At 42.7% G+C, this 22,403-nt stretch carries 24 protein-coding genes and 1 pseudogene; 12 read left to right on the top strand and 13 right to left on the bottom strand.

Annotated features, from left to right (window positions below):
• The first annotated feature begins 1 nt into the window (after position 1).
• The 5 genes from MP3633_RS11940 to MP3633_RS11920 all read left to right on the top strand — a co-directional run bounded on the left by MP3633_RS11940 (position 2) and on the right by MP3633_RS11920 (position 4,166).
• Positions 2-928 carry a GGDEF domain-containing response regulator gene (locus tag MP3633_RS11940; protein WP_176335706.1) on the top strand — a complete coding sequence of 309 codons (927 nt, stop codon included), beginning with the start codon at positions 2-4 and terminating at the stop codon, positions 926-928.
• A gap of 94 nt (positions 929-1,022) precedes the next feature.
• Complete coding sequence (locus MP3633_RS11935; RefSeq protein WP_176335705.1) at positions 1,023-2,324, top strand: DUF3422 family protein; 1,302 nt, start codon at positions 1,023-1,025, stop codon at positions 2,322-2,324.
• A 229-nt stretch (positions 2,325-2,553) separates the two neighbouring features.
• Positions 2,554-2,763 (top strand): cold-shock protein, encoded by a 210-nt coding sequence (locus MP3633_RS11930; RefSeq protein ID WP_012069364.1) that lies wholly within the window; start codon positions 2,554-2,556, stop codon positions 2,761-2,763.
• A 221-nt stretch (positions 2,764-2,984) separates the two neighbouring features.
• Positions 2,985-3,473 (top strand): peptide-methionine (R)-S-oxide reductase MsrB, encoded by a 489-nt coding sequence (gene msrB / locus MP3633_RS11925; RefSeq protein ID WP_176335704.1) that lies wholly within the window; start codon positions 2,985-2,987, stop codon positions 3,471-3,473.
• Between the two features lie 120 nt (positions 3,474-3,593).
• The gene (locus MP3633_RS11920) at positions 3,594-4,166 is read left to right on the top strand and encodes a fasciclin domain-containing protein (protein WP_176335703.1); all 573 of its coding nucleotides are present in this window, start codon (positions 3,594-3,596) and stop codon (positions 4,164-4,166) included.
• A gap of 90 nt (positions 4,167-4,256) precedes the next feature.
• Here the strand turns inward: MP3633_RS11920 and MP3633_RS11915 are convergent, their stop codons facing one another.
• Positions 4,257-5,174 carry a DMT family transporter gene (locus tag MP3633_RS11915; protein WP_176335702.1) on the bottom strand — a complete coding sequence of 306 codons (918 nt, stop codon included), beginning with the start codon at positions 5,172-5,174 and terminating at the stop codon, positions 4,257-4,259.
• Positions 5,175-5,268: 94 nt separating this feature from the next.
• Here MP3633_RS11915 and MP3633_RS11910 point away from each other — a divergent pair, with 94 nt between their 5' ends.
• Entirely contained in the window at positions 5,269-6,186 is a 918-nt protein-coding gene (locus MP3633_RS11910; protein WP_176335701.1) for a LysR family transcriptional regulator, read from the top strand.
• 3 nt (positions 6,187-6,189) lie between these two features.
• Here the strand turns inward: MP3633_RS11910 and map are convergent, their stop codons facing one another.
• From map to MP3633_RS11875, 7 genes are all read right to left on the bottom strand, one after another.
• Complete coding sequence (gene map, locus MP3633_RS11905; protein WP_176335700.1) at positions 6,190-6,963, bottom strand: type I methionyl aminopeptidase; 774 nt, start codon at positions 6,961-6,963, stop codon at positions 6,190-6,192.
• Position 6,964: 1 nt separating this feature from the next.
• Positions 6,965-7,171 (bottom strand): ParD-like family protein, encoded by a 207-nt coding sequence (locus tag MP3633_RS11900; RefSeq protein ID WP_176335699.1) that lies wholly within the window; start codon positions 7,169-7,171, stop codon positions 6,965-6,967.
• Between the two features lie 91 nt (positions 7,172-7,262).
• On the bottom strand, positions 7,263-8,081 hold the full coding sequence (gene trpA, locus MP3633_RS11895) for a tryptophan synthase subunit alpha (protein WP_176335698.1): 819 nt from the start codon (positions 8,079-8,081) through the stop codon (positions 7,263-7,265).
• Complete coding sequence (trpB, locus tag MP3633_RS11890) at positions 8,078-9,340, bottom strand: tryptophan synthase subunit beta (RefSeq protein WP_112137920.1); 1,263 nt, start codon at positions 9,338-9,340, stop codon at positions 8,078-8,080. Before trpB ends, trpA begins: the two co-directional genes overlap by 4 nt.
• A 173-nt stretch (positions 9,341-9,513) precedes the next feature.
• Positions 9,514-10,185: a TVP38/TMEM64 family protein gene (locus MP3633_RS11885; RefSeq protein ID WP_176335697.1), complete on the bottom strand. Its 672-nt coding sequence runs from the start codon at positions 10,183-10,185 to the stop codon at positions 9,514-9,516.
• A gap of 15 nt (positions 10,186-10,200) precedes the next feature.
• Positions 10,201-10,647 carry a DUF2141 domain-containing protein gene (locus MP3633_RS11880; protein WP_176335696.1) on the bottom strand — a complete coding sequence of 149 codons (447 nt, stop codon included), beginning with the start codon at positions 10,645-10,647 and terminating at the stop codon, positions 10,201-10,203.
• An 11-nt stretch (positions 10,648-10,658) separates the two neighbouring features.
• On the bottom strand, positions 10,659-11,402 hold the full coding sequence (locus MP3633_RS11875) for an SDR family oxidoreductase (protein ID WP_176335695.1): 744 nt from the start codon (positions 11,400-11,402) through the stop codon (positions 10,659-10,661).
• 103 nt (positions 11,403-11,505) lie between these two features.
• Between MP3633_RS11875 and MP3633_RS11870 the strand changes: the two genes are divergently transcribed.
• The 4 genes and pseudogenes from MP3633_RS11870 to MP3633_RS11855 all read left to right on the top strand — a co-directional run bounded on the left by MP3633_RS11870 (position 11,506) and on the right by MP3633_RS11855 (position 14,385).
• Entirely contained in the window at positions 11,506-12,051 is a 546-nt protein-coding gene (locus MP3633_RS11870; protein WP_176335694.1) for a Crp/Fnr family transcriptional regulator, read from the top strand.
• 124 nt (positions 12,052-12,175) lie between these two features.
• A pseudogene (locus tag MP3633_RS11865) lies at positions 12,176-12,400 on the top strand (hypothetical protein); the annotation flags it as partial.
• Between the two features lie 354 nt (positions 12,401-12,754).
• Positions 12,755-13,756, top strand: coding sequence for a TRAP transporter substrate-binding protein DctP (gene dctP, locus MP3633_RS11860; RefSeq protein WP_176335693.1), 1,002 nt, complete (start codon positions 12,755-12,757; stop codon positions 13,754-13,756).
• A 71-nt stretch (positions 13,757-13,827) separates the two neighbouring features.
• Entirely contained in the window at positions 13,828-14,385 is a 558-nt protein-coding gene (locus tag MP3633_RS11855; RefSeq protein ID WP_176335692.1) for a TetR/AcrR family transcriptional regulator, read from the top strand.
• Between the two features lie 70 nt (positions 14,386-14,455).
• Here MP3633_RS11855 and MP3633_RS11850 read toward each other — a convergent pair whose 3' ends face one another.
• Positions 14,456-15,700 (bottom strand): multidrug effflux MFS transporter, encoded by a 1,245-nt coding sequence (locus MP3633_RS11850; protein WP_176335691.1) that lies wholly within the window; start codon positions 15,698-15,700, stop codon positions 14,456-14,458.
• Between the two features lie 223 nt (positions 15,701-15,923).
• On the opposite strand from MP3633_RS11850, the gene MP3633_RS11845 reads away from it, so the two are divergent.
• Complete coding sequence (locus MP3633_RS11845) at positions 15,924-16,427, top strand: hypothetical protein (RefSeq protein WP_176335690.1); 504 nt, start codon at positions 15,924-15,926, stop codon at positions 16,425-16,427.
• Positions 16,428-16,440: 13 nt separating this feature from the next.
• On the opposite strand, the gene MP3633_RS11840 is transcribed toward MP3633_RS11845, so the two are convergent.
• The 4 genes from MP3633_RS11840 to dbpA form a co-directional block, all read right to left on the bottom strand.
• Positions 16,441-16,614 carry a hypothetical protein gene (locus tag MP3633_RS11840; RefSeq protein ID WP_176335689.1) on the bottom strand — a complete coding sequence of 58 codons (174 nt, stop codon included), beginning with the start codon at positions 16,612-16,614 and terminating at the stop codon, positions 16,441-16,443.
• Between the two features lie 120 nt (positions 16,615-16,734).
• Positions 16,735-18,036 carry a guanine deaminase gene (gene guaD / locus MP3633_RS11835; RefSeq protein WP_176335688.1) on the bottom strand — a complete coding sequence of 434 codons (1,302 nt, stop codon included), beginning with the start codon at positions 18,034-18,036 and terminating at the stop codon, positions 16,735-16,737.
• A 59-nt stretch (positions 18,037-18,095) separates the two neighbouring features.
• Positions 18,096-18,506: a VanZ family protein gene (locus MP3633_RS11830; protein WP_176335687.1), complete on the bottom strand. Its 411-nt coding sequence runs from the start codon at positions 18,504-18,506 to the stop codon at positions 18,096-18,098.
• Positions 18,506-19,888, bottom strand: coding sequence for an ATP-dependent RNA helicase DbpA (gene dbpA / locus MP3633_RS11825; protein ID WP_176335686.1), 1,383 nt, complete (start codon positions 19,886-19,888; stop codon positions 18,506-18,508). The genes MP3633_RS11830 and dbpA overlap by 1 nt, the downstream gene beginning before the upstream one ends.
• 180 nt (positions 19,889-20,068) lie before the next feature.
• Here dbpA and MP3633_RS11820 point away from each other — a divergent pair, with 180 nt between their 5' ends.
• On the top strand, positions 20,069-22,402 hold the full coding sequence (locus MP3633_RS11820) for a bifunctional diguanylate cyclase/phosphodiesterase (RefSeq protein WP_176335685.1): 2,334 nt from the start codon (positions 20,069-20,071) through the stop codon (positions 22,400-22,402).
• Position 22,403 lies beyond the last annotated feature (1 nt).

The raw sequence follows: 22,403 nt of genomic DNA, 5'->3' as shown, positions 1-22,403 counted from the left end.
GATGTCAGTAAAGCAAAGTGTTTTAGTCATTGATGATGAAAAAATCAACCTGAAAATAATCGGTGACATGCTTAATGATGATGTCTGTATCATGATGGCAAAAAGTGGTGAGCAGGGTATTAGAAAAGCCATAGAATATCAGCCAGATTTGATTTTACTAGATGTCTTAATGCCTGAAATGGATGGCTTTGAGACCATGAGTCGACTTCGTCACGATGCACGTACAAGTACTATTCCCGTTATTTTTATTACCGCCTTAAATGATTCAAGTCATGAAGAAAAAGCGCTATTAATGGGCGCCAGTGATTACATTCAAAAACCACTGCATACGAACATTGTACAGGCTCGTGTACGTCTTCATTTGCAGCTTATAAAACAGCGTAAAATGCTTGAAAAATTAGCTAACATAGACCCACTTACATCGCTTGCAAATCGTCGTAAATATCACGATGTGATTACACACGAGTGGCAAGCAGCCATCCAAAATCAAGATTGTATTTCGTTAATTGTTATTGATATCGATAACTTTAAGCAATACAACGACTGTTACGGCCACGCCACTGGCGATAAAGTGCTCCAACAAGTGGCTGAGGTATTAGCAAATCAAGTATCAGATAAAGGTTTGGTCGCACGATACGGAGGAGAGGAGTTTGTCATTTTGCTGCCGCGGCACTCTCGGGAGCACTCTATTGATGTTGCTCGTCGTTGTATGCAAGACGTAGAAGCTTTGAATTTGGCTTATAGCCATGAAGATTTTAGCGGCAAGGTGACGGTAAGTGTGGGAGGTTCCACACAATCACCGAGTCTTGGTTGTAAAAGTGACGATTTTTTTGATGCGGCTGATGACATGCTTGGGCTTGCTAAAAAAAGCGGTAAAAATAGAATTTTATGGAAGTTAGCGAATGATCGACAGGTTGTCGTTGAGTAATTTTTATTTTTTCTAAATGTTTTTGTTTAACGCTCATTTTTAAATATTGGTAGTAAAGTCAGTGGCTAAAGCTAATAACTCGTATGGATTGGAAATGCATCCATTGCGTGATGTAATTTATGCGGAGTTACATTCGCGCCCTTTTCAGGTGATCCCTAGTCCTACCAGAATAAGTTATCTCGCCATCATGGTTGGCTCAGAGCAAAAAAATGCTGAGTACGAGCATTTTCGTTCACTTTATAGCTATTTTGATGGCATCCCGCCCGAAGGCGATGGTGCGTGTTTTGAGGTGGATTTTGGCAATTTCAAAATACGTCGTGATAAACATCTTGAGTTTACTTCTTATATGATCACTCATACTCCGGTGGATGGCTCTATCGGTTTTTTTGATCAAAATGCATTAGATTGCTTACCTATAAATTGGTTGTCAAAAATTCCTGGTATTGTAATTGCCGCCTTTCATGTGGCAGTTGAGGATGCGCGCACCATACCTGAACTTGATTTAGCGTTGGTAAAAAGCCATTTTGAAGGCATGCGTCTGGTTGGGAGTCGACCACAAAACGGTGACGTTCAAGTCTGGACCAGTTTTCAGTTGCACAGCGATGGCTGTGGCCGTTTTTTGATCTACAATAAAAATATGAGCGACAGTCAGCTGGGCCGTATGGTTCAGCGGGTAGTAGAAATCGAAACGTATCGTCTAATGGCCTTATTGGCGCTGCCTATGGCCCGAAGATACAGTGCTGAACTGGTGAATATGGATGAACAATTGGCTCAAATAACAGCCAATTTATCGGATTCAACAGAACCACTTGATGAGCAAGCTATATTAGGTGAGTTAATTGACATGGCGGCTTGGGTAGAAGCCACCAGAGCGAAAACCTCTTTTCGATTTAGCGCGACAAAAGCGTATCATGAATTGGTTTTAAAGCGTTTAAATGAGTTAAAAGAAGATGAGGTTTCAGGACATCTAACGATTACTGAATTTATGACGCGTCGTTTAACGCCCGCTGTTCGTACTTGCAGTACGGTAGGTAATCACTTGGAAAGCCTCTCTAGGCGTATTGATAGAGTCTCGGATATGATGCGGACTCAGGTAGAAATGTCGATTCAATCACAGAATCAGCAACTTCTCACGTCAATGGATCGTCGTTCAAAAATTCAACTTGCAATGCAGCATACTGTAGAGGGCTTATCTGTAGCCGCTATTAGTTATTATAGTGTTGGATTGTTAAAATTTCTTATCGAAGCTGTCTACGATAAAGGCGTGAATTTTGATAAAAGTTTAGTTATTGGGTTGTCTGTTCCTCTTGTTGTCGGAGGCGTTTGGCTCGCGACAAGACGAATTCACAAGCGTTTCTTGTTGCTAGCAAAGGCTAGGGAAGAAAAGGGTGAGTAAATGGTAATCAAGGAAAATATTTTTAGCATTTAATGAAAATAAAACTATCTATCTTATTAATACGCCTATATTATAACGGCTCAAGCTAGAAAGAAGTCTCTAACTATAAACTCTGTAATACGCTGTCTTATTCATAATTCCTCGTCCTGAAGTTTCTAAGTAACAGTCTAATTTTTTTGCAATTTATGCCTCATTTTGAGGTGTTTAATTTTTATTCAGGTGAATATTTATGTCTAATACAGTTAAAGGAACCGTTAAGTGGTTCAACGAAATTAAAGGTTTTGGTTTTATCGAGCAAGAGTCTGGCCCTGATGTGTTCGCACATTTCAGTGCTATCGCTAGCTCAGGATTCAAAACTTTGGCTGAAGGCCAACAAGTAGAATTCGTTGTTACTGCTGGCCAAAAAGGTCCTCAAGCAGAAAATATTACAGTACTTTAATTAGCTGCTAAGAATATTTAAAAAAGGGTAAGTTCTTCGGAACTTACCTTTTTTTTGTTTTTGAAAAAAAACTTTCATCCTGTTACATCACAGAGCGTATTTTTTAATTCTGTCCTCTAATGCACTCCACTGAAACTTTTCCTGCTTTTTCACGTATCTCTTGGTATGCGTTAGGTTTGCCGAAACGGCATTCAGGCGTTCTTTTATTTGGAGGTATTGTTATGAATCGTCGACATTTTCTTGTGCAAACCGCTTGCGTTGTTGGGGTTGCTAAATTTTCGACTATGCCCGCGACAGCGGCCGTGTTGTCTTCTGGCTCAAAATTTGAGGTACTTCGTTCCAAGCAGCAATGGCAAGCGAGATTAACCGACTTTGAATATCAGGTGATGCGAGAGGAAAAAACAGAGCGAGCTGGGAGTAGTGCATTGCTTAATGAAAAACGTGTAGGAACTTATCACTGTAAAGGCTGCGACCTACCTCTGTACGCTAGTAGCACCAAATATGAGAGCGGAACAGGCTGGCCAAGTTTTTATCAAAGCCTGCCAGATTCCGTTAGGACAAAAGAAGACAATGGCTTTTTTATAGAACGTACAGAAGTTCATTGTCGTCGTTGTGGTAGTCACTTGGGGCATATTTTTGATGATGGTCCACAGCCAACGGGATTGCGTCATTGTTTGAATGGTATTTCTCTAGTGTTTCAGCCCGCCTAATTATTGAAATTAATTATTTTTAACTAATGTTTTAAAGAACGGTGAAACTTTTTTTAATTCGCACCGTATCTCTTTATAACCATGGCGAATTGTTATGGACAAACAAACTGGAGAAAAACAATGAAATTACTAAGCCTTGTTTCTGCTGCTACCATCGTAACTCTTGCTGGCTGTTCTACTGGAGGCATGAAGAGTGCCGATGAAAATAGCAACCCAATGGTGGGCGGCGCTCCTATGTATGCGAGCAAGAATATTATTGAAAATGCCGTAAACTCCAAAGATCATACGACGCTCGTGGCGGCGGTGAAAGCAGCGGGTTTGGTTGACACTTTGCAAGGCGAAGGGCCGTTTACCGTTTTTGCACCGACCAATGCCGCGTTCGATAAATTACCTGAAGGTGCTGTCGCTAACCTGTTAAAACCAGAAAATAAAGTAGCATTGACGAAAGTGTTAGCTTGTCATGTAGTGAAGGCCGATGCGCTCTCTGGCGCGATCAAAACCATGATCGACGATGATATGGGCAAACACCCGGTTCCAACGATTGGCGGATGCACTCTGATGGCCACCTACATGGGTGATAAGATTATGCTTGAAGATGAAAATGGCCGTGTGGCGCATGTCACCATTGCCGATGTAAAGCAATCTAATGGTGTGATTCATGTGATTGACGCAGTGCTTTTACCTAAACAGTAATACGCCAGCGGGATTAATCTCCGCGAATTTTAACGATGCCATACGAATGCCTCGCCTCTAGTTAATATTTTAGGGGCGGGGCATTTCTGCCTATGAGACGGATGTGTTCTTTTGTTTGGTAGCCATTAAGGTTGCTAATAAAATACAGCCACCGCCAAGCATTTGAATCAGAGTAAGTGACTCGTTTAACCAAACGAAGGCGAAAAGCGCGCCGAAGGCGGGCTCTGACCCTGTTAGCAAAGCAACACGAGATGGGGTTGTGTGTTTAACGCCATAGTTTTGTGCGAAGAGTGTGAAGACAGTACAAAAAAGAGCAAGATAAAACGTCGCCAGCCAGAAAGACCATTCCGTTGGAAACAGTTCTGTTACCTTAATGTCACTCGCGAAGAAAATAACCAATGCCCCCAGCGTGACCACATTGGCTTGGAGGCTGGTCGTACACAATGCTGAAAGCCGCTTGCCATGCAATAACACCTTCGTTGTGACGACCATGCAAGCGCGTAAAAATGCGGCCAATAAAATGAAATAATCGCCAATATTAAAGACCATCCAGCCAATGTTTTTCTGTGTTAGTAACAACACACCCACCACCGACAATAATGCGCACCCTAATATATTTTTGCTCGGCCATCGTTTTGCTGTGATCGCTTCTACAAAAGGCGTCATTAATACGCAAAGGCTGATCAGGAACGCCGCTTTAGACGCGGTTGTGTGGTAAACGCCATAGGTCTCAGTGAGAAAAATGCAGAGCAAAATGGCGCCAGTTGGCAGAGCGTACTTCCAGTCTTTGGTCTGCCCTTTGCGTGTTTGTCGCCAATAAAAAGGCATTAATAAAAGCGATGTTAAGCCGAATCGAATCACGATAAAGGCGAGGACACTGGTATAAACCAATGCTTCTTTTGTGATGCCATAACTGGTTCCCCAAAAAAAGGCGGTTAAAAGTAACGACATTTCGGCGATAGGAAGTCGGTTGAAAAGAGTTGGGTTGTTAGATGTTTGTACTTTCATACGTTCTCAAAGGTGTCTGGGTGGAATAAAAAGCTAGGTTAACTGATGCGTTGATGTATGATAATTGCTTCATAAATCAAAATACTTATGACTCATGAACACAAATGAATTAATCGCGTTATTGCCCGACATGGCCGCCTTTGTCGCTGTGGTAGAAACGGGAAGTTTCACAAAAGCCGCCAAAAGGCTCGGCGTAACGCCATCCGGTGTCAGTCGACAGGTGTCGAGAATTGAGCGCGCGTTATCGGCGGTGTTAATCGAGCGCACGACACGACGCCAAACCACAACCTTAGTCGGTGTCGCGGTTTACGAGCAATGTCGCCAAATGCTAGACAGCGCGAAAGAAGCCGTCGTAGCGTCTGAAAGTGAGGCGACAGAAGCAAAAGGGCGCTTGCGGATTGCGGCGCCAGACGCTTTTGCCAAGCAGGTTTTAGAGCCTTTGTTACTGGAATTTATGGCCTTGTACCCTGCAATTTCGTTGCAAGTTCAAGTGACTGACTTGCGAGTCGATCCGGCTTATCAGAATGTCGATGTGGTGTTTTATGTGGCGGATAAACCGCATGAACATTTAGTCTGTAAAACCTTAGGGAAGGTTCGCTCCATACTTTGCGCCAGCCCCGAGTATTTGGTGGAGCACGGCACACCGAATTCACCAGAAGACTTGCTGGATCATCTTTGTTTGCCGCTCGGTTTTTTTGATGGCGATAACATTTGGTCCTTTACGCAAGGTGAGCGAAAGTCGGTGATCACCGTTGATGGTCGTTATATTAATAACGATGCAGAAATGCGCTTAAGAGGTGTAAGGCAAGGGTTTGGCATCGCCCCTTTTCCCGACTTCGTGGTACGAGAATCGTTGGAAAAAGGGGATGTGGTTCAAGTATTAAGTGATTGGCAACTTAACAGTGATTTTCAGGGCGGTATTCACATGCAGTTTTTAGCGATGCGCTTTATGCCCAATAAAATGCGGGTATTCATCGACTTTATAGAAAACCGCTGGACTACGACAGTTTAAATATTAGGCTGTCGTTTCTTCATTTCTTAGCGTTAATACCTCATAGCCTGTTTTTGTGACCAGAATAGTGTGTTCCCATTGTGCCGAGAGTTTTTTGTCGGCGGTGACAACGGTCCAGCCGTCTTTCTTGGTTTTGGTCTTGGCTTTGCCTTGGTTTATCATTGGCTCAATGGTAAACGTCATGCCTTCTTCCAAAACAAGACCTGTTCCTGCTTTGCCGTAATGCAGCACTTGAGGCTCTTCGTGCATTTCTCGGCCTATGCCGTGACCACAATATTCTTTTACTACAGAGTAGCCTTTACTTTCGGCTAATGTCTGAATGGCAGCGCCAATATCGCCTAATGTTGCGCCTGGTTTTACCTTTTTAATGCCTGCCCACATTGCGGCGTACGTGTTTTTAACGAGGCGTTTTGCGATCGGGTTGGCGTCGCCCATGACGTACATTTTGCTAGAGTCGGCAATAAAGCCATTCTTTTCTAAGGTAATGTCTAGATTCACAATGTCTTTTGCTTTGAGGATCTGAGTTGCTGAAGGAACGCCATGACAAACGACGTCATTTATTGAGGAGTTGAGTACGAACTCATAGCCGTATTGCCCTAGGCTTGCAGGTCTTGCGTTTAACTCATTGCGAATGAAGTCTTCAACTTTGTCGTTGATTTCTAAAGTCGATACGCCTTCTTTTACGACGTCATCTAACATGTGAAAGACGTCCGCTAGCAGCTTTCCCGATGCGCGCATTAATTCAATTTCATCTGCGGTTTTAATCTGTACTTGCATACTACTTCACCATTTTTAATGGTGTTTCGAGATTGGCGTTTGCCAGTTCATTGGCAATGAGTTCTGAAAAAGTCAGGCTCGGATTGAGTTCGGCTAAGCGTCCCATCTTCATCCAGAATTCGGCTTGAGCGTTGATAGAGCGAGACATGACGTGGCAGCTTTTACGAATGTCGTCGTGAAGGTCGTCGGAAATTTTGATGATACCCATGATATATGATCCGTATATGAATTATATACGGATCATATATTCGGTGTTGCAGAGTTTCAAGCAATATTTACTGTGGATTTTGAGAATGAACTTAGTGAAATAAGTCTTTGATCAGTTTAATGCCTTCTTCTTGCCCGCCTTTGTTGTACGCATCCAATAGCGCAGAACCAAGAATAGCGATGTCGGCTTTGCCAATTAACTGTTCGATTTGGGCTCGTTCTCGTAAGCCGAACCCGACACCCATTGGGGCGCTGGCGTGTTGCTTGATGTTAGCCAAATAGTCGTCGAGCGAGGTGTTTTTTACTTTGCCTTCATGGCTTTTGTTTTCATGGACAGAATGGCCCGTTACACCAGAGCGAGCCACACAATATAGGAAACCACTGGCTTGGCTTGCTAACATAGCCAACCGTTCTGGCGGTGTTACTGGTGTAACGAGCCAGATTGGATCGATGCCGTTGTCTTTACAAGCGGCTTTATACGTGGCGGCTTGCTCAATCGGCAGATCAGGCAAGATTAAGCCTAGAATATTTTCTTCGGCCGCACGTTTGGCCAGTTTGTCTAAACCGAAACGAAACATAGGATTGAGATAACTCATCAATACGATGCGGCTTTCAGGAAAACCTTTCGCCAGTTCGCCAAGTTGCGCTAAACAGGTATCTACGTCTAGTGTTTGCTCTAACGCTTTATGGCACGCAGCGACAATACTTGGGCCATCGGCCACAGGGTCCGAAAAAGGAAATTGCACTTCGATGAAGTCCACGCCTTCTTGCATCAGGCGTTTCATCCAATCCAGACTTTCTTGAACCGTTGGATACCCATAAACCACGTGAGTCATAGACAAAATAGGTTTTTGCTGACGTTTTTCTTTAATACTCTTTTTTTCTTCAATAAAAGCGGCTAACTGGCTCATGCGTTTTGCTCCTTATGATCAGCGTGGCTAGTTGGGTAAGCCGCAAGATAATCGGTTAAGAATTGAGGGAAAGTTTCATCTTGCACGGCTTTCGCGACGTTGAAGATGTCTTTGTCGCCACGACCAGAAAGGTTGATTACAATTTTTGACTCTTTTGGTAAATTCGGAGCGTCTTTAAACGCGCCCGCCAAAGCATGAGACGATTCTAGCGCGGGAATAATCCCTTCTTTTTTCAACAATAGCGTACAAGCGGCAATCACTTCATCGTCCATCGCGTAGGTCATTTTAATACGACCTGTTTCGGCCAAATGCGCAATGATGGGCGAAACGCCAACGTAGTCCAAACCGGCAGCGATAGAATGGGTTTCTTGTAATTGGCCAGCTTGGTCTTGCAAGAACATGGTCGCAAAACCTTGGGCGATACCGGGCTGACCAAGGTTATGAGATAGGCGAATAGAGTGCTCGCCCAATTCCAGTCCTTTACCGCCAGCTTCGACGCCCACCATTTCGACGTCTTTGTCATCTAAGAAAGGCAGGAATAAGCCACAAGCGTTTGATCCACCGCCAACACACGCGTACAGACGATCTGGAAATTGACCAAATTGCGCCACGCTTTGCTCGCGGACTTCGTCACCAATAACGGATTGAAAAAACGCCACCATTTCAGGGAAGGGCGCGCAACCACAAGACGTGCCAATTAAATAATGGCTGTTTTCGTGGCTAGAAGACCAGTCACGTAAGGCTTCGTCTAGCGCATCGCGTAGGGTTTGTGCGCCTGTGGTAACCGGTACTACCGTTGCGCCGAGTTGCTTCATCCAAAATACATTGGGGTATTGGCGTTCTATGTCTTTTGCGCCCATGTAAATCGTACATTCAAGGCCTAAACGCGCCGCAACCAATGCGGTTGCAATACCGTGCTGACCCGCACCCGTTTCGGCGATAACACGTTTTTTGCCCATGCGTTTGACCAACAAACCTTGGCCAATCACGTTGTTCATCTTGTGCGCGCCACTGTGGTTTAAGTCTTCGCGTTTAAGGTAAATCTGCGCACCACCAAAGTGTTCAGTCAGGTTCGCGCAATAGGTTAATGGCGTTGGACGGCCAGAAAACTGCTGCCATTGTTTGTGTAGCTCAGCGAGAAAGGCTGGGTCGTTTTTAGCGTCTTCGAACGCGTGCAAGATTTGCTGCTGGCTCGAATAAAGGATCTCAGGGATGTAGCTACCGCCGTATTGCCCGTAGAAACCGTTCTCACTTTTCATCTTAAACCTCTTTAATTTATTAACTATACCGTTTAGTTAATATAATGAGGTTGTCGGTATACGTCAAGCGCATTATTGAGAAACATTGATGAATACTATTAAGTGAGAAAGGCGTTTGATGTTTTTATTGAAAATACAGGAAGCATTCGTTTGCTATACACAGAGCTATTACTTTATTTCGCCGTTTTGCTAATTGGTCTTCTTGTATGGGTTCGATGATAAAAGAACCAACAAGTCCACAACAATCCTGACAGCCCAATCGCTATGAATATCGCAGGCTTCGGATTATCAATAGAACTAATGGAACCCGCATAGGTTGCAATAAACGCATAAGGTACGGTACTCACTAACCAAGCACTTAAAAAGGTTCTAAATCGAAGCTTCATCATGCCGGCCAGGCATGCAGACACTTCTGGTAAAATAGGCATAGCTCTCGATAGAAGGATGGTAACTAAGCCATGTTTTTGAAACATGGTGATCGCTTCATCACGTTTCTGCTCGTCTTTTATTAATACAGTCAGAAGTTTGCCACCGTACCATCGGCTCAAACAATATCCTCCTATTCCTGCCATGCTAAAACCAATCAATACTGCAATGAAACCGTATGAATGACCAAGAAAATACCCCGCAAGAATCGCAACGGTTAGCGTAGGTACAGCGACAAACAAATCTAGGAAAAGTAGGGATATCACAAATAATCCCATGTATGTAGGAGACAACTCTTTAGCTTGTGTTAACCATTGCTCAATCAGCTCTACCGTTAGTATGCCGGTTAGGTTAAGCAGTAAAAAAGTAGATGCAAAGAGGGTAAAAAGGATCAAGGCAACCCTTATTAATGCTGTCATGGGAAATACTCCGTCTTAATATATGATTGAAATAGTGGCTTCGCTTTTTGGCGCAACGAACCTGATTTTTGATTTCAGGTAATTTGGAGGTCCAGTTAATCCAATCTTTTGGTCATTAGAAAAACCAAGGCCATCTTTTGGATAAATCCCCGTCCAATTTTTAGTGACTTCCCCGTCTCCATTTTCATCGTGCAGCACCTTAATAGCGACTTCTGGCTGGTTTATTAAAAATGTAAAAACCATAGTGTTGCTTAACACCTTCTTTGTTGCCGTTAACAAAGCCAGCGCATGATTTTTAGGAAAACCCTCCTCGCCGAAGATCATCACGACAATATTTCCACCTCGTGATGTATCGATATTAGTCACGGTGATATTCAGCTCGGTTGTGAATCGCTCGGTTGCGAATGTTGGTGATGTAAATAGCATAAAAACACCTAACAAAATCCCATAAAATTTATGCATCTTTCACCTCTTCAATACTTTTTCATGATGCGTTTTGCGATAGAAGGTACAAGCCTTAACAACACCCTGAGCAATTTGACTTTGCCGATATTATTAATAGAAATATCATTTTCAATGCCATAGATGATCTTTTGCGCTGCTAACTTGGGAGACATCTTGTTTGTTCCTCTGCCCGCTGTCATTGGAGTGTCCACCAACTCTAGAAACGCTTGTTGGACTCGAACATTTGTTTGTTCCAATTGATAGCTCAGTGATTGAGAAAAGATGTCCAGCGCGGCTTTGGTGGCACAATACACAGCGGATGACGTTTTCGGTACGAACCCAAGACCAGAGTTAATATTCAAAATAATGGTTCTTTCATGGCTCTTTTCATTCTTCATTAACGCGGGCAACAACCAATAGGTCATATGGCAAATATTAGTAAAATTTAACGCGACCTCATCAGCAATATTTGAATATTGAAAGTCATCATCTAAAAAGGTTGGCGTGTATTGCACTGCCACGTTATTAATAAGAATATCGAGGGATTTAAAGCGCTCTAGGATCTTATTAGCCGCTGCTTCTACCTCTGTTGCTTGCGATAAGTCTGCCTGATAAGTAACAACGCCAGGCAACTCAAGTTCGAGTTTATTCAACTTCATCGCATTTCTAGCAATAACTATTACCTCATTTTCTGAGTGTAATAATTTCACCATTTCATAACCAATACCCGATGTACCTCCAGTAATGACAATACGTTTTTTCGTGATTTTCATAAGGCTCGCTTCCCCTGAATTTAGGTCTCAATGGCTGTTTCTAATCTTCATGCTGTATATTTAGGGAAATGAACCAAGCACGCATTAACCGAGGTTAAAACGGATGAACTTTTATGAACTTTTACAACGTGAAGGGATAGCCATAGAAAAAGAGAGTGGTGAACACCTATTTAGGCAAGGAGAGACAGACACGTCTCTTTATCTTATTAATTCGGGGTTATTGAAGGCTTATTACTTATCTGACGATGGCAAAGAATCAATCAAATCTTTTTTATCAAACAAGGATATTATTGGAAGCCTAACGTCTGCTCATGCTAGCGGCTTATGCTCTTTTAGCTTGCTGTGTTTAGAACTGACAACAGTAACCAAAATCCCTTTCGACGTGATTCGTGAACACAGCCGTAGAGATGTGAACATCGCCAATGAAATGCTGGATGTCTTACTTCAATTTTCGATGAAAAAAGAAAAACGAGAATATGAGTTTTTGTGTTTAAGCGCAGAAGAACGCTTTTCTTTACTGATCAAAAGCAGACCTAACATACTGAACAACATAACCCAAAATGATTTAGCTCGTTATCTAGGCGTAACGCCAGTGGGTTTGTCGCGTATTAAGAAAAGAGTGGAAGACAAAACTAAACCCCATAAATAGCCTTTAAAGATGATTTCTTGATGAACGAGTTAAGCCGCTTGTTTTAAACGACTTGAATGCACTCGGCTTTACAGAATATTTTCGCAATATTAGGTGCTTAAATGCGTTGTAATGGATTGACGGCATGACATCGGGCATTAACAAAGCAAAACTCACGGAAACAGAGATCATTACTAAATTCATTTTACCAGCAGTGCAAAACGTTGGTTGGGATGATATGACGCAGATTCGTCAGCAAGTAAAACTCCGTGATGGCAAGGTGAATGTCCGAGGACAAATAGCAGAGCGTCAAACAGTAAAATCTGCCGACATTGTTTTGTACTACAAGCCAAGTATGCCGCTGACGGTTTTTCTGAAAGTTTATTAAGGTATTTCTAATACCGGTCGATGGGGTAATGGTGATGTTGAACTAAAAATCACACAGGTTGCCGATTTGCCATACGCTATTGATCTGATTCAGCAGGTGCTGGATAGACAGCAATAAAGTTAAAACTGGGCTTCCTAAGCACGCATTAACTTTAGAACCTAATTCTATAAAATAGTTTATGAAGTCCAAAATTTACTCTAAATAGTCCGAAATAGAAGCTTTTAAGTAAGTGAATATACGCATTTACTTGTCCTCTAAATATGCTGATTTTCATGCATTTAATTCAAGTTAATGGTACTTTTACTGCCAACTAGCGCGGAATGAATTAGGCATCCTATGGTTAAGTATCTTGTATCAAAGTCGTTGTCTTTAGTTTGTGTTGTGGCCGCGTCATCGGTGGCTTCTGCGCAAAATTGGGTGATGCCAACGCCCTTTGGTGATCGAAACCAGCCAACCCAAATCGCTTATGAGTTTGCAGAAGACGTGCAAGCCTTGACGAATGGCGAGGTCAATATTTTGGTGAAATCAAATGGTCATGCGCTACCTCATCTTGCAATTCCTGGGGCAGTGATGACGGGTAAGGTTGTGATTGGTGAGTTTTTATTGGGGTTGTTAGACAAACAAAATTCCATTTTTCAGCACGATATGATTCCGTTCCTTGCTAATAATTATGACGACTCTCAGTTGTTGTGGCAGGTGTCGAAGGCGGATACGCAAAAGCAATTGCATAAGCTGGGTCTGCACTATTTATACGTGGTGCCATGGACGCCTTATAGTGCTTTTTCGACTCGTAAGATTGAAAATATTGACGATTTTAGTGGTTTGTCCATTCGCGCGTTTAACCAGACGGTAACATCGTTGATACAGAAACTCGGCGCCAATCCAGTTAAAGTGCCGCTTAAAGATGTAACGTCGGCGTTTGAACAAGGCAAGTTAGACGGCCGCTTTGCGTCTCTTTCAGTTGGAGAGGATTCTCAGATATGGACGTATGCGCCGTATTTAAATGACCTACGAATATGGATACCAAAAGAAATAGTGGTGATGAATAAGAGTGCCTTTGACAAGCTGGATGAAAAAACCAAAGCAGCGATCGAAAAGGCGTCGCTTAAGGCAGAGCGTAATGGTTGGCTGCAAACTAAAGAACGTGTTGAAACGGATCTAGCGTCACTAAAAAATGGCGGTATCATTTATAGCAAACCATCCAATAAACTATTGCGAGAACTTGAGGTGATTAATCAACGAATGACTCAAGAATGGATTGAGCAAGACCCGAAACAGAATGGTGATATTTATCGTGCGTATCGAGAGGCCCAACGCCAATCCAAAGGCATAAAGTAAATAGTTTGAAATATGTGTTTTGAAATAAGTATGACGAAACAAGTAAAACGACATAATTTATAGAGGCGTTTATGGCAAGAGGAAGACCCAGCAAGAAGGCGCATATTGTCGAAGTGGCTTGTGAACTTTTTACGAAACAAGGTTATCAAAGTACCAGTATTGATCAGGTGGTTTTAGCGGCGGCGGTGTCTAAGCCGACGGTATATAGTAATTTTCCTACTAAATTGGTGTTGTGGGAGACAGCGTTGTTTTCTTTAACCGAAAGGGCACAAGAGGAAATGGACATTGCCTTGTTGAAGCTGAATTCGGCCAAAGAACTAAGTTTTATTACCGGATGGATCGCGCTTTGGTCTGTTTGGGTTGGAAAGGCGGAACGGCTGGCAAGTTATCGTATATTGTTAGGTGAGCAGCATAAAATGGCGCCGTCTACGTTTGCTTTGTTTGTCGAGTTTGAAGCCGTTCTTGAGTCGGCATTGAGCGAGTGGATGACTGAATTTCCTGTATCGACAATGAATTTTTTTGCGTTAAAAGCCGTAAGCAAAGAAGCGTTATTAATGCCTGCTTTATTGAATCAGGCAATGATGGAAGAAGACGAATTAGCGCAACAGCTTGAAGTACTTATTCATTAGTAAATAAAAGCCAAATAGCGCAGGCTATTTGGCTTCTCTTTCATTAGTCAAAATCACGCACAGTTTGTAGTTAAGCCGCAGAGCCTTCTACTGGTACACTTTCTTCAACACGACCTTTTTCTGCCCAATATATAATACACAAAGCCAATGTTCCGGTTATGGCGAAGCCACCAGAAATGGGCATTAAGGTATTGTTGTACATTTGGCCTATGAGGGTGCCAATGGACAAGGACATAATGGATGACACAGAACCAATCACCGCGGAAGCGATGCCAGCAACGTGCCCCATTGGTTCCATTGCCAGCGCATTGACGTTACCAAATAACAAGCCAAAGCAGAAGAAAAAGATTGCCGCGTAAACCATGAACATCCATAAACTGATTGCCACAAAAGCGTGTAAGGAAAAGAACGCAAGCGATGCAATCACGACGACGAAAATAGCACGGAAGGCGATGAATTTAGCGCCGTGTTTTTCAACAATACGTGAGTTAATTAAAGAGGCTACGCCTAGTACCAAGGCTAATAAGCCAAAGTAAAAAGCAAATAAATTCCCCGTATTAAATTGCACCTGAAATATTTGTTGTGATGAGTTTAAGTAACCAATAAAACTACCGAAAAATAATCCCATGCAAATGGTGTAGCTCGCCGTAATGCGATTCGTCAGAACTTCTTTAAAGCCTTCGTAAAAGCCTTTTTTGGTAAAAGGAATACGATTAGATTTTGGGAGTGTCTCTTTTAAACGAAACGCAATCCAGACAATAAGACAGGCCGCGTAGACAAGGTACAGTTCAAAGATACTGCGCCAGTCAGCAACAAGCATGATGGCTTGACCCAGTGTCGGAGCAATGGCTGGAACAAGAACAAAAATCATCATCACTAATGACATAATGCGTGCCATTTGAGCACCGTGATACAAGTCTCTTACCAGTGATATTGCTGAAATATAAGGCCCTGCAACGCCTAACCCTTGGATGAAGCGCCCGAACATTAAAACGTCTAAGCTGTCAGCTTGATAACAAATTACGGTGCCCACTAGGTATAAAGCAAAACCGGCAAACAGAATAGGGCGACGACCTAACGCATCAGACAAGGGTCCGCATATTAGTTGACCAAGCGCCAACCCTAAGAACAACATGCTAATGAGTAATTGAGGCTGATTTGCCGTAACGGCTCCCAGCTCTTTGCCGATAATTCCTAGCGCAGGCAGTAAAGCATCAATGGAAATCGCGGTAATGGACATTAGTAGAGCGACTAGGACAGTGAACTCTTTTGACTCCATGCCGGACGCAGAGGTGTTGTTGTGAGCATTTTCCATAATATTTTCCAAAGAAAACAAGTTGTTTTATAGGATGACGAATCATTCGGATCCCAATAATGACTGAATATTATACTGGGGCTTTATTAAAGTAAGTTTGTGTTTATGTGCACATAATAAGGAATTGAATATCGTTGTTATATTCTTGAGTTTTGAGACCTTTTGAATGTATAGAGTAAGATAAGTAATAGACTATATTTGCTTAAGGTGTGTAGGAGTGGTTATGCATAATAGTAATAAAGAAAAAATTGAGCTTGAGCATCTCGCTGCCAAATTGTTTATGCGATGCTATGAGCGGAACACGGGCAAACATATTCGTCATATTTGGCACAATGATCCGATTCGTCCTGATGTGTCTTGCATGCTTGAAGGTGAGCGTTTGGATATCGAAATTGCGCATCTTTATGGTTCGGAGGAAGAAGCGATGGCGATTCTTGGTCGAAATCTTACGGAAAAAACACGGGCAACTTTACATACGTTAAAAGATGAACCCGCGGAAGAGCGGTTACTGCGATCGCTGAATCGAATTTTAGAGAATAAAGCCGGCAAACATTATGAGACGAAACGTGTTTGGCTGGTGATTCGAAATACACATCCGGCGTGGCGCCAAGAAGATATTAAAGCGCTTGAACATCTGATTACCATGCCTGTTCCACACGCGTTTGAAAAAGTGTGGATTCTTGGTGATATAGAGGGAGTAAGCGGAATCGTGCGTCTTTATCCTTGAGTAATGGCTCGGTTTATAATGTCGTTTCGTCTGTCTGATTTTCGTTTTTAGGTTTGTTTTTTACGCGTTGCTTGAGTCGCTCTTTTTCAGTTTGGTATTTCTTTAAAACAATAAGTCCAACAACGAGCGCGGCACAAAAGAAAATAATAGCGAAAGCGCCAAGCGCAACAGTGGCAAGTGAATGCATAATATGTGTGCTCAATGGAAATGATTTTGATGATTATATAAAAAAACGGCCACGTTTAAAAAGCCCTGAATTAAGGAGTAAAGTGGCCGTTTTTTATTTTTAGTAGACGAGCATTAGATTCTAGCGTCGGTGTACACACTCTCCTGCAGAGTAGGTAGCTTGAATCGCGCGATCATCCCCAATGGTCATCAGTACAAACAAACTCTCTTCAATGTTTTTAGACAAGGCTAAGCGTGACTCAAGCAGCGGCGTGCCTTTTTTGTCTAGAATAATGAAATCCGCTTCGCTGCCAACCGCGAGGTTACCAATTTTGTCTTCTAATCGAAGTGCTTTTGCGCCACCAAGCGTCGATAAATACAAGGATTTAATCGGACTTAAATTCTCGTTTTGTAACTGGATCACTTTGTAGGCTTCGTTCATGGTTTGCAGCATGGAAAAGCTAGTGCCACCGCCCACATCAGTTCCAAGCCCTACATTGACCTTGTGATCTTCTGCTTTGCTCAATTTAAATAAACCGCTACCGATGAAAAGGTTAGAGGTTGGGCAAAATGAAATGGCAGAGCCTGTTTCGTGCAGTCTGTGGTATTCGCTGTCGCAAAGGTGGATGCCATGCGCAAAAACAGAGCGCTCGCTCAGGAGCTTGTGTTGGTCGTAAACGTTTAAGTAGTTGGTGCTACTTGGGAATAGGTCTTGCACCCATGCACATTCGTCTTTGTTTTCGGATAAATGTGTATGTAAGTATACGTCGTCGTATTCACTTAGTAATTTACCCGCGAGCTGTAGCTGTTCATCTGAACTGGTTGGCGCGAAACGAGGTGTAATCGCGTAATGCAATCGACCTTTGTTGTGCCATGTTTCAATGAGTTCTTTGCTTTCTTGGTAGCTACTTTCTGGCGTGTCAGTCAGATAATCTGGCGCATTACGATCCATCATCACTTTGCCACAAATCATGCGTAGGTTATGAACTTGGCTGGCTTCAAAAAAAGCATCAACGGATACTTTATGAACCGTGCCAAACACCAAGGCGGTGGTTGTGCCGTTGCGCAGAAGCTCTTTTAAAAATCGATCGGCAACGTCACGGGCATGTGCTTTGTCGCTGAATTTGCTTTCTTCGGGAAAGGTGTATGTGTTCAGCCATGTCAGCAGTTGTTCACCATAAGAGCCGATCATGTCGGTTTGCGGATAATGAATGTGGGTATCGATAAAACCTGGTGTGATGATGGCGTTAGGGTGATGTTCGATGACGAGATCATGCGGTAGGTTGGCAAGCAGTGTTTGAGCGTCGCCAAGCGCGTGGATCTTATCGCCATCAATGACTAATAAACCATCGTCAAAATACTCATAAGCTGCATCAACGCCCACGTCTTTCGGGTCTGCGATACAGTGAACAATGGCAGCACGCCAAGCTTTTAAATGGCTCATTACGTCTCTCTTAGGTGTTTTTCTTAAAGGATAAAATGACTCGATATTTGACCGAATGGTTATACTTTATCAGGTCTTTTTCGTGCTTTCATCAAACCTTGTCTTTTGACTTGAAAAAAATAATCAATTAGTACTCTGCCAAGCATGACTAATATAACGCCGAAGGTGTCCGCATAGAAATCGAGCCATTCGCCATAGCGATTCACGCTGGGTTGAATGAGTTCAATCATGCCACCCCAAAAGATGATGAATAAAGCCATGTAAACAAAGCGTTTCATCGGGCCAAATACACACATAAGAGCCCATCCACCGAAACCAATGACATGATGCAGTTTGTCTGATCCGGGTGTTGGAGGGAGAAAATCGGCAGGCGTGAGTGTGGCTATGCTTATCATGATAGCACCCAATACAAAACCGACAGCTTGTGCTGTCGGTGTTTTATACAGAGGTAAAAGTGAGCGAGGGGTCATTATCTTAGAATGCGAGCGCGGATGTTTCTGCCTTTGATTTTTTTGTTTTCGAATTCTTTAACGACGTTTTTTGCCACCGCATTATCGATTGATACATAGGCGTGGAAATCGAAAATATCAATCTTGCCGACTTGAGACTTATCCAAACCTAAACCCGCTGTTAGCGCGCCAAGTATGTCTCCTGGGCGAAGTTTGTTTTTACGGCCAGCATCAAAAGAAATAGTGGTTTTTTGAGGGACTAAACGATAAAGCGGATCAATGGCTTCAAGCTCAATAAAGTTTGCCGTTGTGTTAAAGCGAGTTTCAATGTCGCGCACTTTGTAATCGTCTTTTGAGGTAACAAGATTGACAGCGATGCCTGCAGCACCCGCTCTGCCAGTACGACCTATACGGTGAGTATGCACATCGGTATCGCGCGTAGTGTCGTAGTTCACTACAAGGTCAATTTCTTTTACATCAATACCACGAGCGGCTACATCGGTCGCAACCAAGACACAGCTGCTTTGGTTACTAAAACGCACTAATACTTGATCACGTTGTCTTTGCTCAAGGTCGCCATTGATTGCTTGAGCCGCGACTTTGTGCTCGACTAACCAGTCTGCAACGATTTGTGATTCCACTTTGGTATTACAGAAAACAATGGCTTGGCGAGGCTCAAAATGTTGCAACGCTGCTAATAAGGTTTCGCATTTGTCTTTGTTTTCACTGCGAACGAAAAATTGTTCGATATTTGGTTTAAGGTCTTCTTGAGCTTCGACCTTAATGGTAGTTGGGGTATTTTGGAATTCAGTACTGATCGCTTCAATACCATCGCCATAAGTTGCAGAGAAAAGAAGCGTCTGACGGTTGCTTGGTGTTAATTCAACGACTTCGCGGATGCTATCAACGAAGCCCATGTCCAGCATACGATCTGCTTCATCCAATACTAGCGTATTGAGTGCATTGAGTTTGAGTGTGCCTTTACGCAGGTGCTCCATTAAGCGCCCCGGTGTGCCAACAACAATATGGGCGCCGTGTTCTAACGAACCGATTTGTGGGCCAAATGGCATGCCGCCGCACAGGCTTAGCACCTTTATATTATCTTGGTAGCGCGCCACCTTGCGTATTTCTTTCGATACTTGGTCTGCAAGCTCACGTGTCGGACACATAACCAGAGCTTGAACACCAAAGAAACGAGGATTGATTTTGAGTAAGAGAGCGATGGCAAATGCGAGTGTTTTACCACTGCCTGTTTGTGCCTGAGCAAGGATGTCTTTACCTTCAATCATTGGTGGCAAACTTTGCTCTTGAATTGGGGTAAATGTTGTAAACCCCATGTCAGAAAGCAATGCTGTCAGTTTGGTTGGAAGAAGGTTGGTTAAAGCGTGATTGAATTGGGTCACAAAAGGCCTGTTTTAAATAGAGTAAATAATAGGCGCAGGATAACAGAAAAACACGATAAATACTTTTCTTCACTATTTATTCCGTGTCGGTATCGTGATTTTTAGGTAGAGTAGTTAAGAGTACGAATAAAGCTGTATGTGGCGACGCTTTATTATTTGGAAAACATCGATGGGTAGACAATGATTTCTTCAAAAAATCGTGTGAAAGGTAGCAAAGCGCACTACATTGTTTTTTTTATTATTTTTTTGTGCGGTATCGCAGCAAGTTTTGCAATTTATTTAGAAGAATGTAGGCACGCTTATAACAACCAAAAAGCATCAGGTGCCTATTTCACAGAAAAACTGAATGATGGTTTGACGCAATATATCACTCAACTATCTTCTGTTGTGGCGCTCATTGAATCTAGTGAGGGAGGGGTGTCTTCTAGTCATTTTTCGCGCTTTGCTCGCAGTCTCTCAACTACTCCAAAGGTTGGCTTTTATTTTGCGCAATATGTACCAGCAGGTAAAAAATATGAGTACGAAATGCAGCAGAGTGTTCTCCTAGGCAACATTAATTTTACAATTTATCCTGAGGGAGAGCGAAAAGAGTATATGCCACTGGCGTTGGGTTATCCCGATAAATTCATTTATGGCTATGATATGTTGTACCCGCAATATCGAGACATTAACGCAGTTATCCAAGCCCGTAATGCATCGGTCATAATGCTGTCGGAGCCGACTCTTCCTCCTTTTTCTGATGCTGTATCGAACAGTATTGCTGATACCTTTGTTTTGAGAGCACCTATTTATCTACCTGTTGACGTACGCTACTATAAATTAACGGACAGTATTGGCTTTCATGGAATGGTTGGCGCGTATTTTAGCGTTGGCAGCTTGTTAAATCAGGTTACTCCTTTGGCTGGTCATGATTTGTATTATCGACTTGCTGATATTTCAACTAATGATCCTATTTGGTTTGTGGATTCATCAGCGGCTTCATCATGGGACGACGGGGAGTTTGATACGCATTATCTGTCTGTTGCTGGGCGGAAGTGGCGAATTGATACACGTTACCTTACAGGTATTAGCAGTCGAATTAATTGGCTTTTGGTCATTATTCCTCTGTTGATTTTTGGTTTATTAGCATTGATTTTGGCTTTTTATACCCGAAAACTGTTCTTAACCTATTATTCAGCACTCGAATCTGTCAATAAGCGTATTGAGATAGATGAGTTGACAGGTTTATTAAGTCGTTATCAAATTCAGCGTGAGTTGGATAAATTAATTGTTACTTGCCAGAAAAATAATACGCAGTTGGCCGCGCTGATTTTAGACTTGGATCATTTTAAAACCATTAATGATGCGTTTGGTCATGAAGTGGGCGATAAGCTGATTTCGAAAGTGTCAAAACGACTAACGTCTGTTTTACCGAAAAATGCGATTGTTGGCTACTTGGGGGGAGATGCTTTTCTTGTTTTGCTTGTACATAATGATGATCAAGATATGCCGCAGCTGAATTCGCTGGCTAAAGAGGTGATACGAAAAATTAGTCAGAGTTATTTTGTGGATGGCTTAACACTCGATATTGGCTGCTCTATTGGTGTCGCCTTGTACCCAGAATTCGGTTTAGATGGCGTCACGCTGATTAAAAACGCTGATATGGCGGTCTATCAAGCCAAAACATCGGGGCGAGCAACGTATCATTTTTATGACGGTGAAATGGGCCGTCGATTTGCCCGTAATGTGAGAATAGAAACACGGTTGCGACAGGCGCTACAGAAAGAAAGCCTAGAGCTTCACTTTCAACCTAAAGTTGACCTTATCACTGAACGTTGTGTTGGTATGGAGGCGTTATTACGCTGGAATGATGAGGAACTTGGTGTGGTTTCTCCGGCCGAATTTGTTCCTATCGCAGAGCAAACAGGGATTATTTTACCTTTGGGTGACTGGGTATTTGAGCAAGCTTTTAGGCATATATTAGAGTGGCAAGAGCAAGGTATAACAGTGCCGCCCATTGCGGTTAATTGCTCTGCGGCTCAGCTTAAAAGGATCGATTTTTTACCTAAATTATTAGCATTATTGAGCAAATACAAGATTGATCCAAGTCTTTTAGAGATAGAGGTAACTGAGTCTATCCTGATCGAAGACGCTGAAAGATGTGCTGAGCTTTTACGCCAGATTAGCCATCTTGGCATGAAGCTGGCGATCGATGATTTTGGTACCGGTTACTCCAGCTTAAGCTATTTGAAAGATCTGCCGTTCCATTATGTTAAAATAGATCAGGTTTTTATTCGAAACATCATTGAAGACAAAAAACACGCCGCGTTGACTCACGCGATTATCAGTTTAAGTCATGACTTGGGGCTTAAGGTGATCGCAGAGGGTATTGCTAATATTGATCAATTAAACATGCTGAAAGAGTTTGGTTGCGACATTGGTCAAGGCTATCTATTTAGTAAGGCTCTCGGGGCAAATACCATGGGTAGTGACCCTATGATCGTGGCTCTTAATAAACAGGATAGCCTTGATTAAA

Origin of the sequence: Marinomonas primoryensis (assembly GCF_013372285.1) — a bacterium.
Taxonomy (GTDB): Bacteria; Pseudomonadota; Gammaproteobacteria; order Pseudomonadales; family Marinomonadaceae; genus Marinomonas; species Marinomonas primoryensis.
Note: the sequence above shows the minus strand (reverse complement) of the source record. Positions and strands in the feature narration are given on the sequence as shown.